This is a genomic window from Rahnella sp. AN3-3W3, assembly GCF_003263545.1.
Classification (GTDB): domain Bacteria; phylum Pseudomonadota; class Gammaproteobacteria; order Enterobacterales; family Enterobacteriaceae; genus Rahnella; species Rahnella variigena.
In genome coordinates, this window is record NZ_JYDG01000043.1 from 35329 (window position 1) to 54309 (window position 18981).

An 18981-nucleotide genomic window follows, 5' to 3' on the forward strand; every position below is an offset into this window, starting at 1 on the left:
ACTACATGGGGCTTTTCATGAGCAATTCGTTCCTGCTCATGAGATCCGTTGACCCAGCAAGGGTTTATCTTGCACCCAGGCGTGCAAGTTCATAATAAAAACTGGAGTTGAATAAAAATGACCAACATCACAAAAAAAAATCTGCTGGCTGCCTGCATTATGGCTGCGGTTGGCGCGGTGTCAGTGAATAATGCATTTGCAGCCAATGTGCCAGCAGGTGTCACTCTGGCAGCCAAACAAGAACTGGTTCGTAACAACGGCTCAGAAGTTCAGTCTCTCGACCCGCATAAAGTTGAAGGCGTACCAGAATCAAACGTTATCCGTGATTTGCTCGAAGGCCTGGTGAATACCGACAGTAAAGACGGCAGCGTTATTCCTGGCGTAGCAACCAGCTGGGAAAACAAAGATTTTAAAGTCTGGACCTTCCACCTGCGTCCTGAAGCTAAATGGTCTAACGGTGACCCTGTGACCGCCGCTGATTTCGTTTACAGCTGGCAGCGTCTGGCAGATCCTAAAACCGCATCTCCTTATGAAAGCTACCTGCAATACGGTCATATCGAAAACATTGATGACATCATCAGTGGTAAGAAAAGCCCTGATACTCTGGGTGTGAAAGCCATCGACGACCATACCCTGCAAGTGACGCTGACCGAACCTGTTCCGTATTTCGTAAAAATGCTGTCTCACACCGCGATGAAGCCGGTAAACAAAAGTGTTGTTGAGAAGTTTGGCGACAAATGGACCCAGCCAGAAAACTACGTGAGCAACGGCGCATACAAACTGAAAGCCTGGACCGTCAACGAACGTATTGTCCTGGAACGTAGCCCGACTTACTGGGATAACGCAAAAACTGTGATCAACCAGGTCACTTACCTGCCAATTTCTTCGGAAGTAACTGACGTTAACCGCTACCGCAGCGGCGAAATCGACATGACTTACAACAACATGCCGATCGAACTGTTCCAGAAACTGAAAAAAGAAATCCCAACCGAAGTTCACGTTGACCCGTACCTGTGTACTTATTACTACGAAATCAACAACCAGAAAGCGCCGTTCACTGATTCACGCGTTCGTGAAGCACTGAAGCTGGGCCTGGACCGCGATATCATCGTGAACAAAGTGAAAGCACAGGGCGACCTGCCAGCTTACGGTTACACCCCTCCTTATACCGATGGTGCGAAACTAACTCCGCCAGCCTGGTTCAAAGAGACTCAGGAACAACGTAACGAGCAGGCTAAAAAACTGCTGGCCGAAGCAGGTTACACCTCTGCTAAACCTCTCACTTTCGATCTGTTGTACAACACGTCGGATCTGCACAAGAAACTGGCTATTGCAGCCGCCGCTATCTGGAAGAAAAACCTGGGTGTTGACGTGAAACTCGTTAACCAGGAATGGAAAACCTTCCTGGACAGCCGTCATCAGGGCAACTTTGATGTGGCACGTGCTGGCTGGTGTTCTGACTACAACGAACCTTCTTCCTTCCTGAACACCATGCTGTCTGACAGCAGCAACAACACTGCTCACTATAAGAGCCCGGCGTTTGATAAAGACATCGCGGACACTCTGACAGTGAAAACTGATGAAGAGCGTGCGGCGCTGTATCAGAAAGCAGAAACCCAGCTGGATAAAGACTCTGCCATTGTTCCTGTTTATTACTACGTGAACGCGCGTCTGGTGAAACCATACGTTGGCGGTTACACCGGTAAGGATCCGCAGGACAACGTCTACGTGAAAGACTTGTACATCATCAAACACTAAGTCACGGATATCAGAGCAAGGCATCCCCGAGCTGCCTTGCTCATCCTATTTTGATGAAGGTAATGTTTTTTATTCCGGATTTCGGGATGAAAACAAAGAGCCACCACGGCGACGATCATTTGATGGTCGCGTGAACAAGCCAAAACTATAAAGCTGTAGTGACAGGCTTAGAAACAGGTACGGGCAATGTTAAAGTTTATTTTACGCCGCTGTCTGGAAGCGATTCCGACGCTATTCATTCTGATCACCATTTCATTTTTTATGATGCGTCTCGCACCGGGCAGCCCTTTTACTGGTGAGCGTAATCTCCCGCCAGAAGTGATGGCAAACATTGAGGCCAAATATCACCTCAATGACCCTATGTATAAGCAGTACTTCCACTATTTAGAACAGCTGGCGAAAGGCGATTTCGGCCCGTCGTTCAAATATAAAGACTATACCGTTAATGATCTGGTCGCGGCCTCGTTCCCGGTTTCAGCGAAACTCGGTCTGGCGGCATTTATCATGGCGATTGTGTTTGGTGTGAGTGCGGGCGTTATTGCTGCCCTGAACCAAAATACCAAATGGGATTACACGGTAATGGGCATAGCGATGACCGGGGTGGTCATACCCAGTTTCGTGGTGGCGCCGTTACTGGTGCTGATATTTGCGATTACGCTGAAATGGCTGCCTGGTGGTGGCTGGAACGGCGGTGGCGCAAAATATATGATCTTGCCAATGGTGGCGCTGTCTCTGGCGTATATCGCCAGTATCGCGCGTATCACCCGTGGCTCAATGATCGAAATTCTGCATTCCAACTTTATCCGTACAGCACGTGCCAAAGGTTTGCCACTGCGCCGCATCATTTTGCGTCACGCACTGAAACCCGCGCTGCTGCCGGTATTGTCCTACATGGGACCAGCCTTCGTGGGTATCATCACCGGTTCGATGGTCATCGAGAGCATTTTCGGATTGCCAGGTATTGGCCAGCTGTTTGTTAACGGTGCATTAAACCGTGACTATTCACTGGTTCTGAGCCTGACCATTTTAGTGGGCGCATTGACTATTTTGTTCAATGCGATCGTCGACGTGCTTTATGCCGTCATCGACCCGAAAATCCGTTATTAATGCCGGAGTACGTCAATGATGTTAAGTAAGAAAAATAGCGACGTCGTCGAAAACTTCAGCGAGAAACTGGAAGTTGAAGGCCGCAGTTTGTGGCAGGATGCGCGACGCCGCTTTATGCACAACCGCGCCGCGGTGACCAGCCTGATCGTCCTCGCGTTCATCGCCTTGTTTGTGACTTTCGCGCCAATGTTATCGCAGTTTGCCTACGATGATACTGACTGGAATATGATGTCAGCCGCCCCTGATATGGCTTCCCATCACTTCTTCGGTACAGATTCTTCAGGCCGTGATTTGCTGGTGCGCGTGGCGATCGGCGGGCGTATTTCCCTGATGGTTGGCGTTGCTGCAGCGCTGGTTGCGGTGATCCTCGGTACGCTTTACGGGTCATTGTCCGGTTATCTGGGCGGTAAAATTGACTCCGCGATGATGCGTCTGCTGGAAATCCTCAACTCCTTCCCGTTCATGTTCTTCGTCATTCTGTTAGTGACCTTCTTCGGACAAAACATCCTGCTGATCTTCGTGGCGATCGGGATGGTGTCCTGGCTGGACATGGCGCGTATCGTGCGTGGTCAGACCCTTAGCCTGAAACGTAAAGAATTCATCGAAGCGGCGCTGGTGAGCGGTGTGAATACGCGCAATATCGTGTTGCGTCACATTGTTCCGAACGTACTGGGTGTCGTAGTGGTGTATGCATCGCTGCTGGTACCCAGCATGATCCTGTTCGAATCCTTCCTGAGCTTCCTCGGCTTAGGGACACAGGAGCCGCTGAGCAGTTGGGGCGCGTTGTTAAGTGATGGCGCCAACTCGATGGAAGTTTCACCTTGGTTACTGCTGTTCCCGGCAGGCTTCCTGGTTGTAACTCTGTTTTGTTTCAATTTTATCGGCGATGGCTTGCGTGATGCCCTCGACCCGAAAGATCGTTAAGGAGTGCAACCATGAGCACCATTGAACATTCCACTTTTGCATCGCCCGCTGCGGTTGACGGCAAAGCACCTCCGATCCTGCTGGATGTGCAAGACCTGCGCGTGACTTTCGAGACGCCTGACGGTGACGTGACCGCGGTAAATGACCTGAACTTTGACTTACGTGCCGGTGAAACGCTGGGCATCGTGGGCGAATCAGGCTCCGGTAAATCACAGACTGCATTTGCCCTGATGGGGCTGCTGGCCAGCAACGGTCGCATTGGCGGTTCTGCGAAATTTAATGGCCGCGAAATTCTGAACCTGCCGCAACAGCAGCTCAACAAGCTTCGTGCAGAACAGATATCGATGATTTTCCAGGATCCGATGACCTCTCTCAACCCGTACATGCGCGTGGGTGAGCAGCTGATGGAAGTCCTGATCCTGCATAAAAAAATGAGCAGTCGTGAAGCGTTTGAAGAATCCGTACGCATGCTGGACGCGGTAAAAATGCCGGAAGCCCGCAAGCGTATGAAAATGTTCCCGCATGAGTTTTCCGGCGGTATGCGCCAGCGTGTAATGATCGCGATGGCCTTATTGTGCCGTCCAAAATTGCTGATTGCTGATGAACCCACGACCGCACTGGACGTTACTGTTCAGGCGCAGATCATGACGTTACTTAATGAGCTGAAAGCCGAGTTCAACACCGCCATCATCATGATTACCCATGATCTGGGCGTTGTGGCCGGTATCTGCGATAAAGTGCTGGTGATGTATGCTGGCCGTACCATGGAATATGGTCGTGCGCGCGATGTGTTCTACGATCCGTGTCATCCGTATTCTATCGGCCTGCTGAACGCGGTTCCGCGTCTGGATGCCGAGGGTGGGGCGATGCTCACCATTCCCGGCAATCCGCCAAACTTGTTGCGCCTGCCAAAAGGTTGTCCTTTCCAGCCTCGCTGCCCGCATGCGATGGATATCTGCTCCTCGGCTCCGCCGCTTGAGCGTTTCGGTGATGGTCGCCTGCGTGCCTGCTATAAGCCGCTGGAGGAACTGGTATGACTGACAATACAGTAATGAACAGCGCGGCAATGAACACAAACGCACCTGAGAAAAAGGTCCTGCTTGAAGTGGCGGATCTCAAAGTCCATTTCGATATCAAAGACGGCAAACAGTGGTTCTGGCAGCCATCAAAAACCCTGAAAGCGGTTGATGGTGTCACGCTGCGCCTGTATGAAGGTGAAACTCTGGGTGTTGTAGGTGAATCCGGTTGCGGTAAATCGACTTTCGCCCGTGCGCTGATCGGTCTGGTAAAAGCGACCGATGGCCGCGTAGCCTGGTTAGGCAAAGATCTGCTCAATATGTCTGATAATGAGTGGCGCCAGACCCGCAGCGATATTCAGATGATTTTCCAGGATCCGCTGGCGTCTTTGAACCCGCGTATGACTATCGGCGAAATTATTGCCGAGCCGCTGAAAACCTATAATCCGAAAATGCCTCGTGCTGAGGTCAAAGAGAAAGTGAAGGCAATGATGTTAAAGGTCGGGCTGCTGCCTAACCTGATTAACCGTTACCCGCACGAATTCTCCGGCGGTCAGTGTCAGCGTATCGGTATTGCCCGCGCCCTGATCCTTGAACCGAAACTGATTATCTGTGATGAACCGGTTTCTGCTCTGGACGTTTCTATTCAGGCGCAGGTTGTTAACCTGTTGCAACAGTTGCAGCGCGAAATGGGCTTGTCGCTGATTTTCATCGCGCACGATCTGGCAGTGGTGAAGCACATTTCTGACCGTGTCTTGGTGATGTATCTGGGACATGCGGTCGAACTGGGAACTTATGATGAGGTGTACAACAATCCTCAGCATCCGTATACCCGTGCCCTGATGTCTGCGGTGCCCGTGCCGGATCCTGATAAAGAGCGCAACAAGACCATTCAGTTGCTGGAAGGGGAGTTACCTTCGCCGATCAATCCGCCATCAGGCTGCGTATTCCGTACCCGCTGCCCGATTGCCGGGCCTGAATGTGCGATCACCCGTCCGTTGCTGGAAGGCAGCTTCCGCCATGCGGTATCCTGCCTGAAAGTCGATCCGCTCTGATACATACTCTCAGACGGAAAGCATAAAAAAACCTGCCAATGGCAGGTTTTTCTTTTCTGTTAAGCGCCTCTCCTAAATCACTCCTTCCAGAGGATATGACAGAGCTTATGATCTTTCTCACGGCACAACAGGACACGGGCAAAGATATCATTAATCGGCTGATCTTCAGCGTCAGCCAGACCAATCACCACTTCCGCGAAGAAGTCAGGATTCAGATCGTAATCCACATGCTCAACCCAGTCTTCTGCGGGATCATATAATTCAGCGCCGCCGCGTTCTTCAAATTGCAGATTGAAGATCAGGATATCCGCTGGATCCAGATTATCTCCGGCCAGTTCCAGAAAGATGTCGTAGGCTTGTTCAAGCGTTTCGTCTTCGGTCAGGCGATTATTCAGGTCCATATCATTCTCATTTACAAATAAGTGTGTTCAGGCTGAAACCAGCCGGTACTGAGCGTATTACATCATGCCTGACGCGGCTTTTACAGCAGCGGACTGAAAAAGTAGAACAAACGTTCAACGATGCGATGCCAGAAAGGCCGCTTAAGCCATGCTTCGACATCCAGCAGATGCGAACGGGCAATGTAATCTTCCTGCACACGACCCAGATCGTCACCGAATCCGGCGTCATCAATGACCAGCGTTATTTCAAAATTCAGCCACAGGCTCCGCATATCGAGATTCACGGTACCAACCAGACTGAGCTGACCGTCGACCAGAATACTTTTGGTATGCAGCAGGCCATCTTCGAACTGATAAATCTTTACACCCGCTTCCAGCAACTCGCCAAAGAAGGCTTTACTGGCCCAGTCGACCATCATTGAATCGTTCTTCATGGGCAGAATGATACTGACATCGACTCCGCGCTGAGCTGCCGTACAAATGGCGTGCAGCAGGTCATCACTTGGTACCAGATAAGGCGTCGTCATCACCAGCTGTTCGCGGGCGGAATACGTTGCGGTCAGCAGCGCCTGGTGGATCATATCTTCCGGGAAGCCCGGACCGGAGGCGATTACCTGAATGGTATGACCGCTTTCCTGCTCGAACGGCATCTGATTCAGATCCGGTTCCGGTGGCAGAATGCGTTTGCCGGTCTCAATCTCCCAGTCGCAGGAATACACAATGCCCATGGTCGTGGCGACCGGGCCTTCCATACGCGCCATCAGGTCCACCCACTGACCGACGCCAGCATCCTGCTTGAAGAAACGCGGATCGACCATATTCATACTGCCGGTATACGCGACATAGTTGTCGATCAGCACCACTTTACGGTGCTGGCGCAAATCCATACGGCGCAGGAATACACGGAATAAATTCACCTGTAACGCTTCGACCACTTCGATACCGGCGTTGCGCATCATGGCGGGATAAGGGCTGCGGAAGAAGGCCACGCTGCCTGCGGAGTCGAGCATCAGACGGCAATGAATACCACGGCGTGACGCGGCCATCAGGGACTCAGCGACCTGATCCACCAGACCGCCAGGCTGCCAGATATAGAACACCATTTCGATGTTGCTGCGGGCCAGTTCGATATCGCGCATCATGGCTTTCAGCACGTCGTCACTGGTGGTCAGCAGTTGCAGCTGGTTGCCTTTGACGCCCGCAATGCCCTGACGGCGTTCACAAAGCTGGAAAAGAGACGCCGCAATTTCACTGTTCTCTGTTGCGAAAATACGTTTGCAGCCTTTGAGATCATTCAGCCAGCGCGCCGTGGAAGGCCACATGGCTTTAGCACGCTCTGCACGTCGTTTGCCTAAATGTAATTCACCAAACGAAAGATAGGCAATGATGCCGACCAGAGGAATGATGTAGATGATCAGCAGCCATGCCATTGCGGAAGGAACCGCCCTGCGTTTCATCAGAATACGCAGGGTGACGCCGGCAATCAGTAACCAGTAACCGAAAACCAGAAGTCCGCTGATTACCGTATAAAATGTTGTCATAAAGGCGAAAAATCCTGTTCGCAAGCCATCGGCGTGAGTGTACGTGAAAGGGGCATTCTTTTAACTAACTTTATCCCAGCAATCAATCAGCTACCTCTTAAATCTGTATCAGCTAAATAAAAATGTCACTGCTCTGACATCAAGGTTAGACGATAACGGGGAAGAAGGAAAAAACAAGACTTGGATCACAACGTCATCGGCCTATAATGACCTCCGCAGTTTTTTCCGCTTAAGACACTTTCTGTAAAAGAAACTCTTCCGTTAAAGAAGCAGTGACGGGCATCACGGGACACAAGTGAATGAAACGCAGTAAAAATGAAGTTGGCCGGTGGCGTATGCTACGCCAGACTCAGCGCCGCAGAAGCCGCTGGCTGGAAGGTCAGTCAAGACGCTATCGTCACATCTACCGCATTCGCCAGATCCACCATCAGCAGCACCAGCGTTTGTCATTATATGCCGTAAATTACGAATGGAATTCCTGATTAGCGGGATTTAGGCTGAAACAGCGCGCCACATTTTTTGCAAACCAGCGTCGAGTTTTTGCGTACTTTTGCAGTCATCTGTTCTGAAACGTAACCACATTCAGGGCATGTGACCTTCGTGGTCGTACTGGTTAGAAACTTCAATCCGTCGAAGAATGACATAGGACGTACCTCGTGGGCAGGGGTAGGCATCCTAACACAGAAGCGATGAAAGCAATGTGACGACATTCGGGGAAATCGCGCCATGACGCATTAGTCATGACGCGTGAGTTTTTAGCGGGCAGAAATTAGTCGAACAACTCAGAAAGAAAACTCTTCTTTTTATACGGCTTATGCGACGAGTAATGACCCCGGTTATCGTAATTGCCATGATGGCGAGTGTCGTCCCGGCGGTCGCGCTCGTCATAACGTACAGGCTGAGGCCGTTGCTCCTGAGGAGCTTGTACCTGTGCCGCCTGTTGTAGCGCGGCGGACTTCTCGATGATTTTATCCAGCTCACCGCGATCTAACCAGACGCCGCGACAGTCCGGGCAATAGTCGATCTCGATCCCCTGACGTTCAGACATCACCAGCTGGCTTTCTTTGCATACAGGACATTGCATATCCGGTTCTCCATTCGCTTTTGATAAAAATTGCGCAGGTAAATTATTGGCTATCCGGAGAGTTAGACAATCAACTGGCGTAAGCAAAAGTAAAGTTGATTAAAGCAGGAGAGAGGACAGGGCACAGGGAACGACGGGCAGCCCGAAGACTGCCCGAGAAATATCAGAATACGCGTTTGAACGGTTTGACGGTGACTGATTTATAGACGCCAGCGGCGACATAAGGGTCTGCATCGGCCCACACTTTGGCGTCATCGAGTGTTTCAAATTCAACAATCAGTACGGAGCCGGTCATTCCGGCAGCGCCCGGATCTTCACTGTCGATGGCCGGAGTCGGGCCGCCGATCAATACGCGGCCTTGCTCCTGCAATTTTTTCAGGCGTTCGATGTGCGCAGGGCGGGCAGCGGCACGTTTCTCTAGTGAATCCGAAACATCTTCAGAATAAATAACGTAAAGCATGAGTCACCTTTAATTGGGTTTTATAGAGCGATTTGCAGCATTCAGGTGCTGCCAGAGCGTTTTGCAGAATTAACATAGCTAAACCTGAAGTCCGGGGAAAGTGCTTTGCGTAGGATCAAAGCAAAGGTTATTTGAGAATAGTTGTCATCTCGGTGTTGAATATGATTGCTATTTACATTTAAACTTGCGGCTTCACGGGGAAAATGAATCAATATGCCGCTAAAAAAGTTTAGATTTATCCGCAAGGTTACGATTCCGGTTGCGCTTGCTGTCAGTTTGCATGTCGCTGTTATCGCCGGCGTTTTGTATATGACAGTCGGTGAGTCGATCAAATTGCCGACGCAGGAACAAAAGGTGATGAGCGTGACAATGGTCAATCCCGCTGACTTTGCGCCACCTCCGCCGCCGCCTCAGGCTGAACCGACGCCACCTGAACCCGAGCCTGAGCCGGAAGTGGTGCCTGAGCCGCCACCTCCGCCAGAAGCCGTGGTGATCCCTGAACCACCGAAACCCAAACCGAAGCCGGTTAAAAAACCCGTGGTGAAACCGAAGGTTAAGCCTGTTGAACGTCCGGTAGAAAAACCGACGCAAACGGTGCAAACCGCGCCGGTGACCAGCAATCAGCCGGTAAACAAACCGTTCAGTCAGCCGCCAGCGTCAACCAATGCAAAAAGTGACAGCGGGCCACGTCCGCTGCAGCGCGGGCAGCCTGGTTACCCGGCACGTGCTTTGGCCCTGCGTATCGAAGGTCGTGTACGTGTGCAGTTTGATGTAGACAGCGACGGTCGCGTGCAGAATATCCGCGTGTTGTCAGCCGAACCACGCAACATGTTTGAGCGTGAAGTGAAGCAGGCGATGAACAAATGGCGTTATGAGCCTAAAGCGGCGAGCAACCTGATTGTTAATCTGGTGTTCAAAATCAAAGGCGGCAGCAGTGTGGAGTAACACCTGCTGCGGATTCTGACGTTCAGCACAATAAAAAAGGTCGCCCCTCAAGGCGACCTTTTCGTTTTTCAGCGTTTCAGGAAATCTCTCAGTCCTGAGAAACACCGTCTGAATCAACGCTGAAATTACTACGTCCATCTGGCAACTGACGTGATTTGCCTTCGTCATCCACGGCGACATAGGTAAAGACCGCTTCAGTGGCTCTGTAACGCTGTCCGATAGGCTCAGAAGAGACTTTCTTCACCCAGACTTCAACATTGATGGTAATCGAGCTGTTGCCGGTACGGATACAACGGGCATAACAGCACACCACATCACCGACCGCGACCGGCTTGAGGAATGTCATGCCATCAACGCGAACCGTCACGACGCGACCTTTAGCGATTTCCTTCGCCTGGATCGCACCGCCCATGTCCATCTGTGACATCAGCCAGCCGCCAAAAATATCACCGTTTGCATTGGTGTCAGCGGGCATAGCCAGCGTACGCAACACCATTTCACCATTGGGTAAGCTATGTTTTTCGTTCATGTATTGGGCTTCACACTGTCAAAAGATTAAGGCCTTTCAAAGAAAGGCCTGTGCAAAAAAATGCTTATTTTTTTTCATCATCCGGCATATGCCGGTAAATATAGATACCACTTAACAGCGTAAATACCAGCGTCAGGGCTGTCAGGCCAAAGACCTTAAAGTTGACCCAAATATTCTGTGGCAACCAGAAGGCGACATAGATGTTCGCCAGGCCGCACAGCAGGAAAAAGATCGCCCAGCTGATGTTCAGTTTATTCCACACGTGATCCGGCAATGTCAGCTCTTTACCCAACATACGCTGGATTAACGGCTTTTTCAGCACCAGCTGACTGATCAGCAATGCGCCGGAGAACAGGACGTAAATCACGGTCACTTTCCATTTAATGAATTCATCATTATGGAAAACCAGGGTCAGGGTGCCGAAAACCGCCACCATCGCGAAGGTGATTAACGTCATCTTCTCGATTTTACGGTACAGAATCCAGGTGATCACTAACGCTAACGCGGTGGCAGCGATTAACGCGCCTGATGCGACAAAGATGTCGTAAAGCTTATAAACCACAAAAAAGACAATCAGGGGAAGAAAATCGAGGAGCTGCTTCATACTTCATTCCATGTTTTATGTATGGGATGACTATACCGGAATCATTTCACGGACAAAAGAAAAGGGCGCCGGAGCGCCCCTTAAAAACGTATGTCTATATTATGCATGTAATTTCATGTAAAGACGGAACAGATAAATGAGCATAAATGCACTGATGATATTGCTGACTGCGCCGAGAATAACGGCGCCAATCATCGGATTGAGTGCGCTCAGAACGCCGACAAACAGCATCAGAACCACTTGTGCCACAATCCACAACATCACAGCCGGTGCCACAAGACGTACATTTGAGAAGGCCAGACGTGTACTCAGGCGCATCGCTTTGAAGGCACCCGTGTTCTCTTTGCACGCGATAACCGGGGATAACGCCCATGCAATCGCAATCAGGAAAGCAGGAACAAACAGCAGTGCCAGCCCGATACGGAACATCACGCTGTAAATGAAGAGCAAAATAGCCAGACGCGGCAGAACCGGCAGGGAAGCGGTCATCACCTGAACGACACTGGCGCGTACGCCCTGAGAAACCAGCTGAATGAGCGTTAATACGCCGCCGACCAGAATAACGTTACCGGCCAGGGTGGAAAACAGCGCTGCCAGGCTATAGCGGAAAATAGCGCTTTGCTGCTCCGGAGTAATTTGCTGTTCGATATAACCCATCATATCGCCGACGCTCATGCCGGTCATGTTGCTCATCAGTTGGCCGATAGCATCGATCTGCTCAGCGGAAGGACTTAAAACCCAGCTCAATATGACGGTAATCAATGCGGCCAGAACCGAGAGCGCCAAAACGCTACTCATCTGATTACGCATAAAATTATAACTGTCACGGTACAACGTACTGGCCGTGATAGACATGGACGCTCCTTGGCAAAAAGCAAAAATCAATAAGGCGGCGATTGTACCCTTTAAATATACTCCGCCGATAGTTTTGCGCTGATTTCCTGTCAGTCTGCCTGATGAATCTCTGCGTAAACCTCACTGAGGGGGCTGAGAACAATCGCCAGTAAATTCGTATTCAGCCCACGGCACCATTTTAAAACCAACATGTGTATGCAAATTACGCAACGCTATTTTTTTAGCAACTGGGATTACACCTGTTAACAAATCTACAAAATCCCCTCATTTTTGATGTAGATCAATTCCTTTGTTTTTATAGATTTAGATTGCTTTGCGGAAGATGCATTTTCTTACTTTTTGTTTTAAAGATGTGATCTCGCATTGATCAAACCATACCAAAGAGTAGGTATCATTCGCGCGGTTGATAAATAATCCACACAAAGGGAAGGGACAATGAAAGCAGCATATTGGGCATTAGTCGCAGCAGCGGCATTTCCGGCAGTCGCGAGCGCACATCAGGCAGGGGATGTGATTTTTCGCGTAGGCACCGCCACGGTACGTCCGACAGAAGGTTCGGATAACGTGCTGGGTCTGGGGTCATTTAATATCAACAACAATACCCAGATGGGCTTAACACTTGGCTACATGTTCACCGACAATATCGGCATGGAGTTGCTGGCCGCGACGCCGTTCCAGCACAAAGTCGGTTTGCAAAGTACCGGGACAATCGCAGAAGTGAAGCAGTTGCCGCCTTCATTGATGGCGCAGTATTACTTCGGTGACAGACAGGACAAATTGCGTCCTTACCTCGGTGTGGGTATCAACTACACCACGTTCTATGACACGGATTTCAACCAGACCGGGCGTGATGCCGGGCTGTCTGATTTAAGCGTCAAAGATTCATGGGGCGTGGCAACGCAGGCGGGTCTGGATTACAACCTGGACGACAACTGGTTAATCAACATGTCTGTGTGGTGGATGGATATTGATACGGAAGTTAAATTCAAAGCCGGTGGTGAGCAGCAAAACATCAACACCCGGATCGATCCGTGGGTCTTTATGTTTGGCGTCGGCTATCGTTTCTGATTTCAAAGAAAAAAACACAAAAAAAAGAGGCGCTTCGGCGCCTCTTCGCTTTTCAGTTTACTGCATTTGCGTATACCGCATTCGCGGGCTTATTTTACCCGCATATCATTTTCAATCGAACGTACACCTGCAACGCCACGCGTCACTTCTACCGCACGGTTTGCATCCGCCGTTGACGTCACAAAACCACTCAACTGCACGCGGCCTTTAAAGGTCTCGACGCTAATCTCAGTGGATTTAATCGTTTTATCGGCCAGCAGGGCTGATTTTACTTTTGTAGTGACAACAGTGTCATCGATGTAACCACCGGTTCCTTCTGATTTTTTAGTCGGTGCACAAGCGGCAACGGCCATGACCACAACGGCTGCCATGCAGAATGCGGACAATGTTTTGAATAGCTTCATAAAATAACTCTCCATGATTTGTTATAAAACCAAAAGAAACAAACGTTTAACTGAGCAGATGATATCTCTCTCACGTACAGTATCATTGATCTGCAGAGTAATTTTAGTTTGGATTATTGAAATGGGTAATACAAATTAAGCGGGGTAAAAAAAAGTAAGAAATTAAAAGAAACAGAACCTTAGTCACTGTATGACTGAGGTTCTGTTTTAGAGAAGGTTATGCGCGGGTTGCGGCCTTCATTTCACTGACAAAACGGGAAAGCTGAGCCAGCATTTCAGAAGGCTGATGCTGGTTGTTTTCGATGATACGCACTGTTGCTGAACCGGAAATCGCACCGGCTGCGCCTGCGGCCAGCGTTTCTTTCACCTGTGAAGGTTCAGAAATACCAAAGCCCTGCAATGGTGGCGCGGCATTGTATTCCCGCAACTTGTCAACCATGTGATTCAGCGGCGTCAGCGCGCGCTTCTCCGTACCGGTAACGCCAGCGCGGGACAGCAAATAAGTGTAGCCGCGACCATGAGAAGAAATCTCACGCAGCAAGTCATCCGACGCATTTGGTGGGCAGATGAAAATTGGCGCAATACCGTGTCGCAATGCAGCGGCGCGGAACGGCGTGGATTCTTCAAACGGCACATCGGCCACCAGCACAGAATCGACGCCCACTTCAGCGCAACGCTGATAGAAGGTTTCGATACCGTTGTGGAACACCAGATTGGCGTACATCAGCAGGCCAATCGGAATGTCCGGGTGCTTTTCACGTATGCGTGCGAGCATATTGAAACACTGCGTCGGTGTCACACCCGCTGCGAAAGCGCGCAGGTTAGCATTCTGAATCGTCGGGCCGTCAGCCAGCGGGTCAGAGAACGGGATACCCAGTTCCAGCGCATCCGCACCCGCTTCAATCAGCGTGTCGATGATGGACAGGGAAAGCTCAACGCCCGGATCGCCCAGCGTAACGAAAGGAACAAATGCACCTTCTTTTTTGCTTTCCAGACGCTTGAATAATTGCTGATAACGTTCCATTAAATTTCTCCCCGGGCAGTCAGGATGTCGTGTACGGTGAAAATGTCTTTGTCGCCGCGACCTGACAAATTCACGACCAGGATTTGTTCTTTCTCTGGCGTTTCCTTGATCAGTTTCAACGCATAAGCCAGCGCGTGTGAGGATTCCAGCGCAGGAATAATCCCTTCATGACGGGACAATTCTTTAAAGGCATCCAGCGCTTCATCATCGGTAATCGAAACATATTCTGCACGGCCAATGCTGTTGAGGAAGGCGTGTTGCGGGCCGACAGACGGGAAATCCAGACCGGCTGAAATCGAGTAGGACTCTTCAATCTGACCTTCAGACGTCTGCATCATTGGCGCTTTCATGCCGAAATAAATGCCGACGTGACCGTGTTTAAGCGGCGCGCCGTGTTGTCCGGTTTCGATACCCAGACCACCCGGTTCAACCCCAATCAGTTTCACGCTGGTGTCGTCGATGAAATCGGCAAACATGCCAATGGCATTGGAACCGCCACCGACGCAGGCAATCACCGCATCCGGCAGACAGCCTTCGCGTTCCTGCATCTGGGATTTGGTTTCTTCGCCGATCATGCGCTGGAATTCGCGCACGATAGTCGGATACGGATGCGGACCTGCTGCGGTGCCCAGCATGTAGTGTGCTGTTTCATAGCTGCCTGACCAGTCACGCAGTGCCTCATTACAGGCATCTTTCAGCGTGGATGAACCGCTGTGTACCGGGATCACTTCCGCACCCATCAGGCGCATACGGAACACGTTTGGCGACTGACGCTCAATGTCTTTGGCACCCATATAAATGCGGCATTTCAGACCGAGCAGTGCGCAGGCCAGAGCCGATGCCACACCGTGCTGGCCGGCACCGGTTTCAGCAATGATTTCTGTTTTGCCCATGCGTTTTGCCAGCAATGCCTGACCCAACACCTGGTTAGTCTTATGCGCGCCGCCGTGCAGCAAATCTTCACGCTTAAGATACAGCTTGGTTTTAGTACCGGCGGTGAGGTTTTTGCACAGTGTCAGCGCCGTCGGGCGACCTGCATAGTTTTTCAGCAAATCAATAAATTCAGCCTGAAACTCAGGGTCGCGCTGTGCGCTGACAAAGGCTTCTTCCAGCTGTACCAGCGCAGGCATCAGAATTTGCGGAACATACTGGCCGCCAAATTCGCCGAAGTAGGGATTAAGTAAAGTCATGTTATTCCGTCCTGTCTGTCAATTTTTGCGTCATTGCGTGCGGCTTAGTACGCCCGCAATGTCTGGAATACGGCGGTAATTTTTTCGGCATCTTTGATGCCTGGCTCGCTTTCAACACCGGAGTTGAAATCCAGCCCTGCACAACCGAGTTGTGCAGCTTCGACGCAGTTATCTGCGCTCAGGCCACCGGCGAGTAACGTATTGCTCAGATCGTGACCGGCCAGTTTACTCCAGTCGAAACGATAACCGGTGCCGCCTTTGCCGTTGTCGAGCACGTAACGATCCACGTGGTTCAGGTTGCGCGCGGGCAATGTTTCTTTGACGCTCAGCGCTTTCCAGATCTGCACTGTTTCCGGCAGCGTTGCGCGCAGTTCATCGATATAGGCCTGGCTCTCATCGCCGTGAAGTTGCACGGCGGTCAGTTTCAGAGTCTCTGCGGTTTGTACCACTGTACTGACGATTTCATCGCGGAATACGCCGACATATTTCAGCGGCGCGCCGTTCTGCACTTCTTTCGCCAGCGTTTGTGTGACGAAACGCGGTGAGGTTTCGACAAAAATCAGTCCGCCATAAATGGCACCGGCGTCGTACGCCGCTTTGGCGTCCGCAGCGCGGGTCAGGCCGCAGACTTTATTATCACCGAGCAGTACACGACGCACGGCAGCGGACAAATCTTGTTCTGACATCAGCGCGCTGCCAATCAGGAAACCATTGGCGAAGCGGCTGAGCTCACGAATTTGCCCGTAAGTATTAATGCCGGATTCACTGATGACCGTCACGCCGTGCGGAACGCACGGTGCCAGTTCACGGGTGCGGTTCAGGTCGATGGACAAATCGCGCAGGTCGCGGTTATTGATACCGACCACTTTCGCTTTCAGCTTAACGGCGCGATCCAGTTCTTCTTCATTACTCGCTTCGGTCAGTACGCCCATATTCAGGCTGTGAGCGACGGCGGCGAGCTGAACGTACTGGTCATCATCCAGCACTGACAGCATCAGCAAAATCGCATCTGCCTGATAAAAGCGGGCCAGATGGATCTGATACGGGTCGATAATAAAATCTTTGCACAGCACCGGCTGTGTGACGGTTTTGCTGACCAGCGGCAGGAAATCAAAACTGCCCTGGAAGTATTTCTCATCGGTTAATACTGAAATGGCGGAAGCATGGTCTTTATAAACACTGGCGATTTCTACCGGATCGAAGTTTTCGCGGATCTTTCCTTTCGACGGAGAGGCTTGTTTACACTCCAGAATAAAGGCCGTTCTTGCACCTTGCAGGGCATGGTAGAAACTGCGCTGGCTCTGAGTTATTTCGTTCTGAAAGCTGGCCAGCGGTTGTTGTTCTTTGCGTGCCGCGACCCAAATTTCCTTGTCGCGTACAATTTTGTGGAGCACGGTTTCCTGCTGCATCACTTATCCTCTTGCTGCCAATGCCAGCACGCGCTGGTAAGGTTCACCGCTGCGCATGACGGCCAAAGCCTGTTGTGCGTTTTGCTTTAAGTCTTCCTGACCGAACAGACGCAGTAACATCGCCACATTGACGGCTACTGCGGCTTCATGGGCCGGATCTCCTTTACCTTGTAATAAGCGTGCCAGAATGTCACGGTTTTCTTCCGGCTCGCCGCCCAGCAAGGATTCAATCGGATAATTATCCAGACCGAAGTCCTGCGGCGTCAGTTCATAAGTGGTGATTTTACCGTCTTTTAGCTCGGCAACCTGTGTGGCTGCGTGGATAGCAACCTCATCCATTCCGCCGCCGTGAACCACTGCCGCACGCTCATAACCCAGCGCACGCAATGTTTCGGCAATCGGCTGCACCAGCTCCGGGCTGTACACGCCAATCAGCGCCAGCGGCGGACGTGCCGGATTAATCAGCGGACCCAGCACGTTAAACAGCGTGCGGGTTTTCAGTGCTTTGCGTACCGGCATCGCATGGCGAAAACCAGTGTGATATTGCGGTGCGAACAGGAAACACACGTTCAGGTCATCCAGCGCGGCGCGGGATTCTTCCGCTGGCATATCCAGACGGATACCAAACGCCGCCAGTAAATCCGACGAGCCCGAACGGCTGGACACGCTGCGGTTACCGTGTTTCGCCACACGAGCGCCACACGCCGCCGCCACAAAGGCGCTGGCGGTAGAAATGTTGATGCTGTTGGTGCCGTCGCCGCCGGTGCCGACAATGTCAGCGAACTGATAATCAGGACGCGGGAACGGTTCCGCGTGTGCCAGCAACGCTTTGGCCGCACCGGCGATTTCAGCCGGTTGTTCGCCACGCACTTTCATGCTGATTAATGCACCGGCCAGCTGCGCCGGTTCCAGTTCGCCATTCACGATGGCGGTAAATAACTGCTGGCTTTCTTCCTGCGTCATTGTCTGAGCGCGAAACAGATTTTCGAGAATGCCGGGAATAGTTTGCGTTTTCATGACAGTTCTCCTTACGCCAAAGCCCAGGCCAGTGTCTGCTCAAGCAGACGGGCGCCCTGTGAAGTTAAGATGGATTCCGGATGGAACTGGAAACCGCAAACGCGATCTTCTTCGTGGCGCACTGCCATCACCATGTCGCCGAAACGGGCGTTAACGGTCAGACCGTCGGGGATCTGGCTGCCGACCAGCGAGTGGTAACGTGCTACCGGCAGCGGGTTGTTCATACCGGCAAACATCGCTTCGTTGTCATGCGTAACAGAAGACGCTTTACCGTGCAGGATTTCACCCGCCTGACCTACAAATCCGCCGTAGGTCTCGACAATCGCCTGATGACCCAGGCAGATACCGATAATCGGTAACTGACCGCGCAGACGTTTCAGCAGTTCCGGCATGCAGCCCGCTTCGGAAGGCGTACCCGGACCCGGAGAAAGCACCAGCACGGGTTTTTCCAGCTGGCTGAGTTTTTCAATAATCACGTCAGCCGGGATCTGATTGCGGTAAATCACCACGTTATGACCACTTGAACGCAGCTGATCGACGAGGTTGTAAGTAAAGGAATCGACATTATCGATGAGTAAGATATCGGCCAT

General features: G+C 51.3%; 20 protein-coding genes and 1 pseudogene. 8 read left to right on the forward strand and 13 right to left on the reverse strand.

All coding sequences use genetic code 11. The features are described from left to right. Positions 1 to 117 precede the first annotated feature (117 nt). The 5 genes from oppA to oppF all read left to right on the forward strand — a co-directional run bounded on the left by oppA (position 118) and on the right by oppF (position 5860). Complete coding sequence (gene oppA, locus UC15_RS12915) at positions 118 to 1758, forward strand: oligopeptide ABC transporter substrate-binding protein OppA (RefSeq protein WP_112288825.1); 1641 nt, start codon at positions 118 to 120, stop codon at positions 1756 to 1758. 186 nt (positions 1759 to 1944) lie between these two features. Further along, entirely contained in the window at positions 1945 to 2865 is a 921-nt protein-coding gene (oppB, locus tag UC15_RS12920) for an oligopeptide ABC transporter permease OppB (protein WP_112288826.1), read from the forward strand. 15 nt (positions 2866 to 2880) lie between these two features. Continuing rightward, positions 2881 to 3789, forward strand: coding sequence for an oligopeptide ABC transporter permease OppC (oppC, locus tag UC15_RS12925; protein ID WP_112288827.1), 909 nt, complete (start codon positions 2881 to 2883; stop codon positions 3787 to 3789). 11 nt (positions 3790 to 3800) lie between these two features. Continuing rightward, a complete protein-coding gene (locus UC15_RS12930; protein ID WP_232829873.1) occupies positions 3801 to 4826 on the forward strand; it encodes an ABC transporter ATP-binding protein in 1026 nt (341 codons plus the stop codon). Between the two features lie 29 nt (positions 4827 to 4855). Then, positions 4856 to 5860, forward strand: coding sequence for a murein tripeptide/oligopeptide ABC transporter ATP binding protein OppF (gene oppF, locus UC15_RS12935; protein WP_112288864.1), 1005 nt, complete (start codon positions 4856 to 4858; stop codon positions 5858 to 5860). A gap of 77 nt (positions 5861 to 5937) precedes the next feature. Here the strand turns inward: oppF and UC15_RS12940 are convergent, their stop codons facing one another. Both UC15_RS12940 and cls read right to left on the reverse strand, forming a co-directional pair. After that, on the reverse strand, positions 5938 to 6261 hold the full coding sequence (locus UC15_RS12940; RefSeq protein ID WP_112288828.1) for an HI1450 family dsDNA-mimic protein: 324 nt from the start codon (positions 6259 to 6261) through the stop codon (positions 5938 to 5940). An 80-nt stretch (positions 6262 to 6341) separates the two neighbouring features. Then, positions 6342 to 7802 carry a cardiolipin synthase gene (gene cls, locus UC15_RS12945; protein ID WP_112288829.1) on the reverse strand — a complete coding sequence of 487 codons (1461 nt, stop codon included), beginning with the start codon at positions 7800 to 7802 and terminating at the stop codon, positions 6342 to 6344. A 299-nt stretch (positions 7803 to 8101) separates the two neighbouring features. On the opposite strand from cls, the gene UC15_RS12950 reads away from it, so the two are divergent. Beyond that, on the forward strand, positions 8102 to 8284 hold the full coding sequence (locus UC15_RS12950; RefSeq protein WP_101076905.1) for a YciY family protein: 183 nt from the start codon (positions 8102 to 8104) through the stop codon (positions 8282 to 8284). Here the strand turns inward: UC15_RS12950 and UC15_RS25955 are convergent, their stop codons facing one another. From UC15_RS25955 to UC15_RS12960, 3 genes are all read right to left on the reverse strand, one after another. After that, the gene (locus tag UC15_RS25955) at positions 8285 to 8530 is read right to left on the reverse strand and encodes a YnfU family zinc-binding protein (protein WP_310503040.1); all 246 of its coding nucleotides are present in this window, start codon (positions 8528 to 8530) and stop codon (positions 8285 to 8287) included. Between the two features lie 41 nt (positions 8531 to 8571). Further along, the gene (locus tag UC15_RS12955) at positions 8572 to 8886 is read right to left on the reverse strand and encodes a zf-TFIIB domain-containing protein (RefSeq protein ID WP_112288830.1); all 315 of its coding nucleotides are present in this window, start codon (positions 8884 to 8886) and stop codon (positions 8572 to 8574) included. Positions 8887 to 9049: 163 nt separating this feature from the next. After that, on the reverse strand, positions 9050 to 9346 hold the full coding sequence (locus UC15_RS12960; protein WP_112288831.1) for a YciI family protein: 297 nt from the start codon (positions 9344 to 9346) through the stop codon (positions 9050 to 9052). A 213-nt stretch (positions 9347 to 9559) separates the two neighbouring features. Between UC15_RS12960 and UC15_RS12965 the strand changes: the two genes are divergently transcribed. Then, positions 9560 to 10291, forward strand: a complete 732-nt coding sequence (locus UC15_RS12965; RefSeq protein ID WP_112288832.1) for an energy transducer TonB — start codon at positions 9560 to 9562, stop codon at positions 10289 to 10291. A gap of 88 nt (positions 10292 to 10379) precedes the next feature. Here UC15_RS12965 and yciA read toward each other — a convergent pair whose 3' ends face one another. The 3 genes from yciA to UC15_RS12980 form a co-directional block, all read right to left on the reverse strand. Beyond that, positions 10380 to 10820, reverse strand: coding sequence for an acyl-CoA thioester hydrolase YciA (gene yciA / locus UC15_RS12970; protein WP_013575935.1), 441 nt, complete (start codon positions 10818 to 10820; stop codon positions 10380 to 10382). Between the two features lie 64 nt (positions 10821 to 10884). Next, a complete protein-coding gene (locus UC15_RS12975; protein WP_112288833.1) occupies positions 10885 to 11424 on the reverse strand; it encodes a septation protein A in 540 nt (179 codons plus the stop codon). Positions 11425 to 11523: 99 nt separating this feature from the next. Next, positions 11524 to 12279: a YciC family protein gene (locus tag UC15_RS12980; RefSeq protein WP_112288834.1), complete on the reverse strand. Its 756-nt coding sequence runs from the start codon at positions 12277 to 12279 to the stop codon at positions 11524 to 11526. 435 nt (positions 12280 to 12714) lie between these two features. On the opposite strand from UC15_RS12980, the gene ompW reads away from it, so the two are divergent. Next, positions 12715 to 13347: an outer membrane protein OmpW gene (gene ompW, locus UC15_RS12985; protein WP_112288835.1), complete on the forward strand. Its 633-nt coding sequence runs from the start codon at positions 12715 to 12717 to the stop codon at positions 13345 to 13347. 89 nt (positions 13348 to 13436) lie between these two features. Here the strand turns inward: ompW and UC15_RS12990 are convergent, their stop codons facing one another. The 5 genes and pseudogenes from UC15_RS12990 to trpD form a co-directional block, all read right to left on the reverse strand. Next, the gene (locus UC15_RS12990) at positions 13437 to 13751 is read right to left on the reverse strand and encodes a BON domain-containing protein (protein ID WP_095921655.1); all 315 of its coding nucleotides are present in this window, start codon (positions 13749 to 13751) and stop codon (positions 13437 to 13439) included. 217 nt (positions 13752 to 13968) lie between these two features. Then, positions 13969 to 14775 carry a tryptophan synthase subunit alpha gene (trpA, locus tag UC15_RS12995; RefSeq protein WP_112288836.1) on the reverse strand — a complete coding sequence of 269 codons (807 nt, stop codon included), beginning with the start codon at positions 14773 to 14775 and terminating at the stop codon, positions 13969 to 13971. Continuing rightward, positions 14775 to 15965: a tryptophan synthase subunit beta gene (gene trpB / locus UC15_RS13000; protein ID WP_112288837.1), complete on the reverse strand. Its 1191-nt coding sequence runs from the start codon at positions 15963 to 15965 to the stop codon at positions 14775 to 14777. Before trpB ends, trpA begins: the two co-directional genes overlap by 1 nt. Before the next feature lie 44 nt (positions 15966 to 16009). Then, complete coding sequence (gene trpCF, locus UC15_RS13005; RefSeq protein ID WP_112288838.1) at positions 16010 to 17374, reverse strand: bifunctional indole-3-glycerol-phosphate synthase TrpC/phosphoribosylanthranilate isomerase TrpF; 1365 nt, start codon at positions 17372 to 17374, stop codon at positions 16010 to 16012. A 3-nt stretch (positions 17375 to 17377) separates the two neighbouring features. Continuing rightward, positions 17378 to 18981 (reverse strand): annotated as a pseudogene (gene trpD, locus UC15_RS25960) (bifunctional anthranilate synthase glutamate amidotransferase component TrpG/anthranilate phosphoribosyltransferase TrpD).

Excerpts from the sequence above, each read along its gene's own strand:
- oppA (WP_112288825.1), top strand. The coding sequence starts at position 118 with ATGACCAACATCACAAAAAAAAATCTGCTGGCTGCCTGCATTATGGCT.
- oppB (WP_112288826.1), top strand. The coding sequence starts at position 1,945 with ATGTTAAAGTTTATTTTACGCCGCTGTCTGGAAGCGATTCCGACGCTA.
- oppC (WP_112288827.1), top strand. The coding sequence starts at position 2,881 with ATGATGTTAAGTAAGAAAAATAGCGACGTCGTCGAAAACTTCAGCGAG.
- UC15_RS12930 (WP_232829873.1), top strand. The coding sequence starts at position 3,801 with ATGAGCACCATTGAACATTCCACTTTTGCATCGCCCGCTGCGGTTGAC.
- oppF (WP_112288864.1), top strand. The coding sequence starts at position 4,856 with ATGAACACAAACGCACCTGAGAAAAAGGTCCTGCTTGAAGTGGCGGAT.
- UC15_RS12940 (WP_112288828.1), bottom strand. The coding sequence starts at position 6,261 with ATGGACCTGAATAATCGCCTGACCGAAGACGAAACGCTTGAACAAGCC.
- cls (WP_112288829.1), bottom strand. The coding sequence starts at position 7,802 with ATGACAACATTTTATACGGTAATCAGCGGACTTCTGGTTTTCGGTTAC.
- UC15_RS12950 (WP_101076905.1), top strand. The coding sequence starts at position 8,102 with ATGAAACGCAGTAAAAATGAAGTTGGCCGGTGGCGTATGCTACGCCAG.
- UC15_RS25955 (WP_310503040.1), bottom strand. The coding sequence starts at position 8,530 with ATGGCGCGATTTCCCCGAATGTCGTCACATTGCTTTCATCGCTTCTGT.
- UC15_RS12955 (WP_112288830.1), bottom strand. The coding sequence starts at position 8,886 with ATGCAATGTCCTGTATGCAAAGAAAGCCAGCTGGTGATGTCTGAACGT.
- UC15_RS12960 (WP_112288831.1), bottom strand. The coding sequence starts at position 9,346 with ATGCTTTACGTTATTTATTCTGAAGATGTTTCGGATTCACTAGAGAAA.
- UC15_RS12965 (WP_112288832.1), top strand. The coding sequence starts at position 9,560 with ATGCCGCTAAAAAAGTTTAGATTTATCCGCAAGGTTACGATTCCGGTT.
- yciA (WP_013575935.1), bottom strand. The coding sequence starts at position 10,820 with ATGAACGAAAAACATAGCTTACCCAATGGTGAAATGGTGTTGCGTACG.
- UC15_RS12975 (WP_112288833.1), bottom strand. The coding sequence starts at position 11,424 with ATGAAGCAGCTCCTCGATTTTCTTCCCCTGATTGTCTTTTTTGTGGTT.
- UC15_RS12980 (WP_112288834.1), bottom strand. The coding sequence starts at position 12,279 with ATGTCTATCACGGCCAGTACGTTGTACCGTGACAGTTATAATTTTATG.
- ompW (WP_112288835.1), top strand. The coding sequence starts at position 12,715 with ATGAAAGCAGCATATTGGGCATTAGTCGCAGCAGCGGCATTTCCGGCA.
- UC15_RS12990 (WP_095921655.1), bottom strand. The coding sequence starts at position 13,751 with ATGAAGCTATTCAAAACATTGTCCGCATTCTGCATGGCAGCCGTTGTG.
- trpA (WP_112288836.1), bottom strand. The coding sequence starts at position 14,775 with ATGGAACGTTATCAGCAATTATTCAAGCGTCTGGAAAGCAAAAAAGAA.
- trpB (WP_112288837.1), bottom strand. The coding sequence starts at position 15,965 with ATGACTTTACTTAATCCCTACTTCGGCGAATTTGGCGGCCAGTATGTT.
- trpCF (WP_112288838.1), bottom strand. The coding sequence starts at position 17,374 with ATGCAGCAGGAAACCGTGCTCCACAAAATTGTACGCGACAAGGAAATT.